This is a genomic window from Escherichia sp. MOD1-EC6842 (assembly GCF_002965705.1).
GTDB classification, from domain to species: domain Bacteria; phylum Pseudomonadota; class Gammaproteobacteria; order Enterobacterales; family Enterobacteriaceae; genus Escherichia; species Escherichia ruysiae.
The window spans coordinates 1-9,139 of record NZ_PTRF01000036.1; the positions used below are offsets into that span (position 1 = coordinate 1).

At 41.6% G+C, this 9,139-nt stretch carries 10 protein-coding genes and 2 pseudogenes; 10 read left to right on the top strand and 2 right to left on the bottom strand.

Features of this window, described 5'->3' with window-relative positions:
* The 10 genes and pseudogenes from A7Z29_RS23870 to A7Z29_RS23960 all read left to right on the top strand — a co-directional run.
* Positions 1-490 (top strand): PapB/FocB family fimbrial expression transcriptional regulator (locus A7Z29_RS23870; RefSeq protein WP_286135443.1); only part of this gene is annotated, 490 nt, incomplete at its 5' end.
* A 100-nt stretch (positions 491-590) separates the two neighbouring features.
* Positions 591-1,109: a fimbrial protein gene (locus A7Z29_RS22580; RefSeq protein WP_105290872.1), complete on the top strand. Its 519-nt coding sequence runs from the start codon at positions 591-593 to the stop codon at positions 1,107-1,109.
* Positions 1,110-1,193: 84 nt separating this feature from the next.
* Positions 1,194-3,599 carry a PefC/AfrB family outer membrane usher protein gene (gene pefC / locus A7Z29_RS22585; RefSeq protein WP_105290873.1) on the top strand — a complete coding sequence of 802 codons (2,406 nt, stop codon included), beginning with the start codon at positions 1,194-1,196 and terminating at the stop codon, positions 3,597-3,599.
* Positions 3,592-4,284 carry a fimbrial chaperone gene (locus A7Z29_RS22590; protein ID WP_105290874.1) on the top strand — a complete coding sequence of 231 codons (693 nt, stop codon included), beginning with the start codon at positions 3,592-3,594 and terminating at the stop codon, positions 4,282-4,284. The genes pefC and A7Z29_RS22590 overlap by 8 nt, the downstream gene beginning before the upstream one ends.
* Positions 4,271-4,801 (top strand): fimbrial protein, encoded by a 531-nt coding sequence (locus A7Z29_RS22595; RefSeq protein WP_105290875.1) that lies wholly within the window; start codon positions 4,271-4,273, stop codon positions 4,799-4,801. Before A7Z29_RS22590 ends, A7Z29_RS22595 begins: the two co-directional genes overlap by 14 nt.
* Before the next feature lie 7 nt (positions 4,802-4,808).
* Entirely contained in the window at positions 4,809-5,378 is a 570-nt protein-coding gene (locus A7Z29_RS22600; RefSeq protein WP_105290876.1) for a hypothetical protein, read from the top strand.
* Between the two features lie 136 nt (positions 5,379-5,514).
* The gene (locus A7Z29_RS22605; protein ID WP_105290877.1) at positions 5,515-6,468 is read left to right on the top strand and encodes a hypothetical protein; all 954 of its coding nucleotides are present in this window, start codon (positions 5,515-5,517) and stop codon (positions 6,466-6,468) included.
* A gap of 162 nt (positions 6,469-6,630) precedes the next feature.
* A complete protein-coding gene (locus A7Z29_RS22610) occupies positions 6,631-7,440 on the top strand; it encodes an EAL domain-containing protein (protein ID WP_286135444.1) in 810 nt (269 codons plus the stop codon).
* 224 nt (positions 7,441-7,664) lie between these two features.
* Positions 7,665-8,258 carry a lipopolysaccharide core heptose(II)-phosphate phosphatase gene (locus A7Z29_RS22615; RefSeq protein ID WP_105290879.1) on the top strand — a complete coding sequence of 198 codons (594 nt, stop codon included), beginning with the start codon at positions 7,665-7,667 and terminating at the stop codon, positions 8,256-8,258.
* A 6-nt stretch (positions 8,259-8,264) separates the two neighbouring features.
* Positions 8,265-8,397, top strand: a pseudogene (locus A7Z29_RS23960) (hypothetical protein); the annotation flags it as partial.
* Here A7Z29_RS23960 and A7Z29_RS23965 read toward each other — a convergent pair.
* A pseudogene (locus tag A7Z29_RS23965) lies at positions 8,344-8,675 on the bottom strand (IS1 family transposase); the annotation flags it as partial. The pseudogenes A7Z29_RS23960 and A7Z29_RS23965 sit on opposite strands and share 54 nt — an antisense overlap.
* 26 nt (positions 8,676-8,701) lie before the next feature.
* Entirely contained in the window at positions 8,702-8,929 is a 228-nt protein-coding gene (locus A7Z29_RS23970) for an IS1-like element transposase (protein WP_353620300.1), read from the bottom strand.
* Positions 8,930-9,139 lie beyond the last annotated feature (210 nt).

Consider the following 9,139-nt stretch of genomic DNA (forward strand, 5'->3'; position numbering starts at 1 on the left):
GTTGTGTGTTGCGTGTTTGGTTTTGATAACTAAAGTTGATTGTTTTTTTTGTTTGTTTGGCTTGTTAATATTTAAAAAGAAATCAGAAGGTGATTTCAGAAGGAGTATTTTTATTGCGTTATTCCTCATTTTGTTAAATGACCGGGAGGGGAGGGTGGAAAATATTTCAGATGGCTATTTTCGATATCATATAGATTCAATGCTTTCAAAGAAAAATGCAATTATACCAACAACAGGAATAAGTGAGTATGCATTCTGGTGCATTATTGAACTGTGTTCCGTTCGTAGCGATAAAGTAATAAAAGCCTTGTATGAATATATGGTTTTAAAACATTCAAGAAACGTTAGTTGCAATAATAATGGAGTCAGTAATGGTTATTTCGGATGTTGTCTTGCAAAAGTTGAGCATGTTATAAGAATAGTTGAAGAGTTATTATCCCACCACAATGGGGCTGCCAAAAAAGAAGATTTAGCAGTTATTGAAAAGTAAATAGGGTATATTTTTGCACATGTTTTATATATGTGTTTATCTGGTATGCAGATAAAACATCCCAAATAATGTCAATAGTCAATAATGGTAGTTTTAAGTTATGAATAAATTATATCTTGGTTCTCTTATCGCTCTGGTATTCGCGACTGCTACTGTTAACGCAGCACAGCAAAGCGAAGTTCATTTTTTTGGTAACGTTACATCCGTAACCTGCGATGTTGCTGTAAATAATGGCGGTAGCATGACGGATGTTATTCAGCTGGGCACTGTGGCTCCAAATGCAGAAAGCCAGACACCGACGGAATTCTCATTTAAACCCGTTAATCCAACACAGTGTGGTAACCTGGCAGGTAAGACTGCAACCATAACATGGTATGGCAACTTTGATGCCGAAGGCTTGAAAAATAGTACCGGTAAGGCTACCGACGCTGTCGTAAAACTGACAGCAATGAATGCACAAAACACAGCAAACACTCAGGTAACATCTTCTAATACCAGTATTGAATTTGATACAAATAATGCTAATTCAGATGGTTTTAAATTCCAGGCAAAATTGAAAGGTGGAACCACCCCTGGCGATTATCAGGGCGTTGCTGCTTACGCAATAACTTATAACTAATCTCACCAATACCGCTGATGCTATTCATTAGCGGTATTAAAAACACCTTAAACAGATAACAAATATAAGCCGATGGAGGATGATATGAGCTTATCGCGACTACCAAAGATTTCTTTGTTAGCGATGAGTATTTATACGCATCTCGGATATGCTACGGACTTAAATCTGGATTTTATCCAGGGAACCAGCATAATTCCTTCGATTCTAAAATCTGATTATGCTTATCCTCAGGGGCAATATAGTGTTGATGTTTTTGTTAACAATGAAAAAACCGGTACGGCTGAGTTAAACATTACACCGACAGATGAAAAAAACAATATGCTCTGTTTCTCTCCGGAATGGATAAACAGTGCAGGTGTCATGCTGGATGCCAGTAAATATGATGATGTTTATAACAGAGAAAAAAAATGTTATGAGCTGGCTAAAAAAAATCATACACAGGTAGCTTTTGATTACAGTGCACAGAAGCTGCTGCTTGATATCCCCCAGGCTTATCTGCTCAGTAAAAGTGACCCGTCACGATGGGATTATGGTGTTACCGGAGGACGGCTGAAGTATTATGCGAACTTCAATAAAACAACAAATGACAAATTAAATGCCTTCGGAAATTTTGACCTTGGTTTCAATGTCGGGCGATGGGTATTATCCAGTAATATTAACGTATCCCGCTCAGGAGGAAAAACAGAATTCACCTCCAGCGATATGACATTATCCACGGCAATCAGTCAAATTCAGGGGGATTTATTACTGGGAAAATCGCAAACTCAGACAGAGTTATTTTCTGACTTTAATTTTTATGGCGTATCAGTTCGCTCTAACAGTAACATGCGCCCGTGGGAGGCACGCGGATATGCACCGGATATTTCGGGGATCGCTTCAGGCCCGTCACGGGTAACCGTGACCCAGAACGGCTATACGATTTATTCCCGCATGGTTCCGGCAGGCCCTTATCGTCTTGATGACCTTCGGCCAACCGGAAATGGCGATCTGGTTGTAACGTTAGAGGATGATAACGGGCATAAGACGGTTCAGGTTTATCCGGTCACTACTCTGCCGACGTTGTTAAGGCCAGGTGATTTTCAGTACGACTTTGCCATGGGTAAGAAAAATCAAAGTAATGAACTGAATAAGGCGTTCTCGTCGGATACCGGACTCTTCTGGCTGGGCAGTGTTGACTATGGTTTTTCCAGCGCAACGCTGAATTCAGCAATACTGTTAAACAATCGCTATCAGTCGGCAGGGATTGGCGTAACGAAACCGTTTGGTGAGCTGGGGGCGTTATCCCTGAGTGCCCAGACAGCTAAAGCCCGCTATAACAATGGGGATGAAAAAAAAGGCCAGAACGTCAGTATTAAGTATGCCAAAAACTTTACAGACAGAACAGACCTGCAGCTTCTGACATATCGTTATCAGGACAAAGGGTATGTGGATTATGCAGAATTTGATCCCCATCGCACTTTTATTCACGGTAATCAGAAATCACGGTATGAGGCTCGTCTGTCTCATCGGTTTGATACGACTTATCTGAGTGGAGCGTGGTGGCACCAGAATTACTGGGACAGAGACGGGAGTGATACCGGGGCGACTTTGTCGCTGAGCACTTCAGCTTTTGATTCTGTATCTGTGTTCCTGAACGGTTCATATAACCGTTACGCAAATACTGATAAAGCGGATTATTCAGCGTCGGTGAGTGTCAGCATACCTTTTGACTTCAGAGGGATACAGCATTACGCCAGTAACAGTGTGGGATATAACCGGAGCAATGGTTCAACGTTCAATACAAGCATTTCAGCTTCAGTGAATGATCGCGTTAACTATAACCTCAATGCGGATATCAGTTCCCGTGGTCAGCGGGGCGCATCGGCATCGGCCAGCTATGCGTTTGACGCTGTTCAGACAAATATTGGAGTATCGCAGACACATTCGCGCCAGGGTGACGGACAGACCAGCTTCTCCGGGGGCATCTCCGGCTCTGTGTTAGGGACCAGCGAAACCGGACCTCTCTTTACAAAAGAGTCTTCCGATACTGTCGCTATTGTCAGCGTACCGGGTGTCAGTGGAATCAGGTTCAACAACTCCATGCCTACTGACCGAAATGGTAACACTGTGGTGTGGTTGTCCGGGTATGCAGAAAACAGCATTAACATTAACATGGAAAACGTCCCTGACGACATGGATTTCAGCACGACATCCTACAAAGTGGTTCCGACTGAAAAGGCGATGGTTTACCGAAAATTTGGTTTTGAGAACGTACTTCGTTACATCCTGCGTGTGAAGGATAAGCAGGGTAAATACCTTACAGGTGGTGAAGCCACCACAGAACAGGGACTGAATGCCGGGTTTATATCCACAAACGGTGTTCTGCTAATGAATATGCTGACTGAACCAGAAAAGATCCGCATTGATATGGGAAATGGAATGCAGTGTCATTTTTCCATGAAAGGTTTACAGGCTAACACCAATAAAGTTCAGGAGATTCGTTGTGAATAAAGTAGCTAAAACGGCGATTGCAGTTGTGCTCTCATTCGCATTCTGTAGCCAGGCTATGGCTGCGTTTGTATTGAATGGGACGCGCTTCATTTATGATGAAAATAAAAAAAATATTACCTTTGAAGTCACCAATAATGCCGGTCAGATGTATGGGGGGCAGGTATGGGTGGATAATACCAGTGAGGGAAACGGTATCTACATGGTTCCTCAGCCTCCTTTTTTTAAAGTCGGCGCAAAACAAAAACAGATTATCCGAATCATGAAAACAGATTCCTCATTACCCACAGACCGTGAATCGTTATTCTGGTTGAATGTACAGGAAGTACCGCCAAAACCAGATGTTAAAGAAAGCCATGGCAGTGTTCTGGCGATTGCGATGAACTCCAGAGTGAAGCTGATTTATCGTCCATCCGGTCTTAAGAACGGGAGGGAAAATGCTGAGAAGAAACTGATCATGGAGCAAAGGGGAGATAAAACCTGGATTAAAAACCCCACCCCCTACTATATGGCAATTGTCGGTGTGCAAACTAATGGCAGGGAGCTGAAACTCAGCGATAAGGTTACAAAAGAATTAACGCTGCTGGCACCCTTTAGCAGTGTATCTCTGGGGGTTAGTGTCCGTGGGAACCTTAAAATTGCCGCGATAAATGACTGGGGGGGAGTGCAGAATTATGAAATTCATTAATCCTGTGCTGATAGCGGCATTATCTGTAAGTTTTACCGGGTTTTCTGCGAATGTCCGGAGTGCGGATACCCAAACGGCCACATTTACCATTAATGCAACATTCACTGCCCCCAGTTGTGATATATCCATCCCAACGCAATTTTATAGCCTGGGAACATTAACACCGGGAGCAGCGAAAAAACACTCACCGCTTGAAATAAAGTGGACATGCGCAGGGAATATACCAGTAAAGACGGCAATTAAAGGTTCTGTTTCACAGGGGCAACTGGAATCGTCGAATGATAAGCTGCAAATGTTGCTAACAAAGGACAGTCAGCCTAATGGAACATATTTATGGCTGGAAAACAATAATACGCCTGTAAAACTGACAGGGCAGGATTCTGATGCATTCTGCAGTGACAGTACTGCCGCAACCGGTGAGCGCCAGTGTGTCATTACACCGGTAACGGAAGTTCATAACACAGATCAGTTTGGTCCTGTTAAGGCTGCAGTGACATTTGAAGTTATATATCCATAGTGTATTTATGATACAACAACGAATCATTATAGATGGTTTCTGTGAGTATGAGATGCTGGGGTTAAGCGCACTGCTGAAAGCAGAAAATTATGATGTCAGACTCAGGAAAGAAACCGAACCGACCAAAGGAGATATTCTGATAATAGCGTTGAGTGCAGTGCCACTTTTGAACTGGTTGTCTTTATTCTCAATGTTCAGAGCATCTGATGATGTGCGCTACTGCAGGACAATATTTCTGGTTCCCGGACAGGTGAAAGAGATGCAACGATTATTTTCAACAATAAATATTGTCGACGGTTCCCTGCCGCTGGCAGTGTTGAAAGACAGTATTATAAAAACAGCAGGAGGGGGGCGGGATGAAGCGCCCACGCACTTTTACATATATAAGAAAGAGTGTATGGATAGAATAATTTTTCTTCAGAAGCTATCCCGAAAACCATCAGCAAACAAAGACCGGAAGCATTATTACTGGCGCTCTCGCCTGTGTTCTCTTATGGGAGTTCCGAATGTTCATATATTATCCGTCATAGCACCGACCTGCACGACGTCATTTTTGATGAATATTCATGAAATGTGAGAGTTTCCGTCATGAATGATAAAAATGCATATCAGAGATATCCATGAATACGCAGGATTCGTGACTGTTGCTTTGATACCGAATAGTCAGGCATTACACCAGTCGATTGGATTGCTATTCAGAACGGGAGATTTTAATGAAACTCATTTCAGCAAAAGAGTCCATTATAATGTTAAAAAGATGTTTTGTTATTTTTCCGCAAATTGCGGTAAAAGTGTGGGGCTTTAACTTTACGTTTAAGTCCTGTTTTTTGAACGTATTCATATTCCTTTTTTTATGTGAAGGAATCATCTTTTCATCACCGGCTTTTTCGACTGTTATATACGAAAAGAACCTTATAAATAACTTTAACTATACCCCAAAACGTGTAATTTATGATGCCCGCCCTATCAAAAAAGTTACATTAACTGGTAAATTGGGGGACTGTGCTCTGCGTGGGGTAAATCTTGGTGACAATATATTAAACAATAGCTCATGGGTAATGGGCTTAACCTCTCATTTTAGCGGGAATCAGACTTACATGGAAAATATACCTGTGCAAGTCTATGGGACAGCATCAGATGTTCTTCACTATACTGACTGGGGGGGGAAATATAATCAGGTGCTTCGTTCTGGAGATAGCTGGCGTAAAACAGGAATTGGAACCGGATGGTATGGTAATCAAAACGTGGTTTTCCCTACACTTCTGACAATAGATACGGGGGAGATGGTGAATTTTAACGTTATTGTTCGTTTATGCCGGGGTGATGATGGGTCTTATATTAATGCAGTAGCGGAATATTCCGGGTCTCCTGGCAAGCACGCTAGGGTAATCGCAACGCCGACATCTGCAGCACTACAATCCCTGGTGGGAACAACTGCTGTCGGTCATACCAGCGTGGAAATCGAGAATGTAATGCCATCGAAAATAGAGTTCATATCAAATGATGCGAGTGCCACAAAGGACTATACTCTCACATTGCCTGAACCTGTGAATCCGAACTATGCAGGGCATTCTTACGCTACAACATTTCAGTTTGAATACCGGGTAAATGCGACTAAACCCGGGAATTTTGTTATACCAGTGAATATTTCTGCCACATATCCGTAATAAAATGAGCAGAGTGCCAATCAGATACAACAGGGACTCTGCCATAAAAAATTACTGGACACAGGTTCTGAATGAGAAAAAGTAATCTCTTTATTGATGCGCCGAATAACAATATGGTATACAATTACTTTAGTCTGCAGCTATCTTTTAGCAGGAGTGGGTATGTTCAGTAACTCTGACTGTTATAATACATTTGCCAGTAAGATACATATGGCTGAGGAATGCTTTCCATTTTTTCAGCCAATAGTTGATGCTGACTCTAATTTATATGGCGTTGAAGTTCTGGCGCGCTGGAATATGCTAGATGGCAGGGTGTTATCTCCCGAGTTGTTTATTTCTCAGGTGGAACATGCCGGGCTGTCCGGATTTATGACAAGTATCTTATTAAGAAAGACAGCAGATGTCCTACTGCCTTTAAAACAATTTTTGCCGGTTGGTATTTTAATCACTTTCAATGTGGGGAGGCCAGACTATAATTCAGCGGAAATGATTTATGCATATAAACTGGTTCAGAAGCATCTTATTCAACTCCACCCTGTACTGGTTTGTGAATTGACGGAGCACAGAGAATGGGGAAACTCTTCAGAAGATAATGTGTTTCTTAATAATCTGGACAGGGAAAATATATCTGTAGCACTGGATGACTTTGGAACGAAGTATTCAAATATTGATATGTTATCCAGGGTTAATGCAGCATTTATGAAAATAGGGAACTCATTCATTTATCGTATGGATGAAAATCCATCTTCACAACGTCTGGCTGAATGTGTTATTTTTGCTGCAAAAAAATTTTCTTTGCGAGTGATTGCAGAAGGTGTTGAAAATAAATGGCAGTATGACTGGTTAAAAAAACAGGGGGTAAAATTATTTCAGGGATATTATTTCTCCCCCCCATTATCAGCTGACCAGCTCGCTTCATTTGTAAAGAGTAAAAAAACACGATATGATAAATCCGGTTTACGTTCTGAATAATTAAAAATTGTATGATGTTTCCCCATGAAATCTTATGAGTTTCTTTTTGATGTGATATTGATTTTTATAATTATGCCGGATTTTATTTAACGGCTTTCTTTACATGAACGAAGGTGTTTGTTTCTGGCAGGAAGTCTCTCAGTAATTCGGAAGAAACACAACTTCTGCCCTGTAAAGATAACTTCGGCTATCAACTTCTGTTCTGTTATTGCAAGATTAATATAATGTTGTCACTTGAGAGATTTTCATCAGTTAAACTAAAGACAGTGTTTGTAATATTAGTAACATTTTTGGTGCTTGCGGTTATTGTTGTCTCAGTGTTAAAAAGGCCAAGATATCTGGATATAAAGCAGACATATGAAATTAGTAAGAAATACCCTACTATTCTTATAATAAGACACGGAGAAAGGTGTGATCGTTCAAAAGATCAATGTTTTTCTGAACCAGATGGAATAACTGTCAATGGCACGCAAAAAGCGATTCGTCTGGGTAAGAATTTGAGTGATATAACCGGGAACTATAATCTTTATTCAACAAACACAACCCGAACCAGACAAACAGCTTGTTTTTTCTCAAATGGAGTTAGCCCCACCATAGTAAGTTTATCAAATAATGGTGAATCACCTGTGAGGAAAATTTTAGACTTATCGTATCAGGGTAAAAACGCTGTTGTGTTTACTCATAATCATTGCCTCTCTCGCATTGCAAAAGATATGAGATGGTGGAAGTTAAAACCAGGATATCTCGAGACATTAGTTTTGCATCGGGAGGCGAACAATCTTATTTTAGATGGTGCATTAAAGTATCAACAAAAGTAAAAATTGCGGGTGAGGACTCCAATTAGTAGAACATGTATTTTTCGATAAAAGCACCGATGACTTTTTCATGAAGTTCTACAGAGCGCGAGAAACAGATGGTTCTGCGGGCCAGACGTTTGATTTGGGTTCTCTGGGTTAGATTGTTACGCTCAATGCGCTGAGTAAAAATCTTACCAGTCAGATGCTTCTCCTTCGGTAGCTCTCTGGTGTAACTACCCCATTCGTCAGTGGTCAACATCCCGATGGTAAAAGGGGTAAGCAGAGCCAGTAATTCACGACAGGTTTCATCAGTCCGGAGCCAAAAGTGTAGGCCAGAACGCCGCCGGTTTTCGTGTTGTATGCATACCAGAGCCAGTGCTGCCGGGCTTTACTACCGGCAAAGCTCCATTGCTCGTCGAGTTCGCAGATAAGTGCCACATCAGCATGAGCGACCGGGGATGACGTTATTCGTCGTGGCGAGAGTTTTTTAAAGTTTGGATGACAGTATTAATGCCGATTTTCAGCGTCCGGGCGGTATCGCGAACCCCGGTGTCGTTGAAAGCCATTTCGGTGATCTGGTCTTTAACTCCCGGTTTACGGGCCTCGTAACAATAAGTGAGCTGAAATACCCGGTGACAGTCACGACAGCGGAATCGATCATGTCCTTTTGGGCTCTGCCCGTGACGGTAAATCTGAACGGACTACGGGGACAATGGAGGCTAATTGTGACCATGAAAGAACCTTAAAAGCGAGTATTATACATCTATTCTACTAATTGGATGCATCACCCGCAGGAACATGCTGTTCATCAGCATGTTCCTGCGGGATTGGGTGCGTACAGTTTTTTACCATTATAGCAATAAAAATAAATATTTTGTTATTTAAATCATTAATGTTTTTTT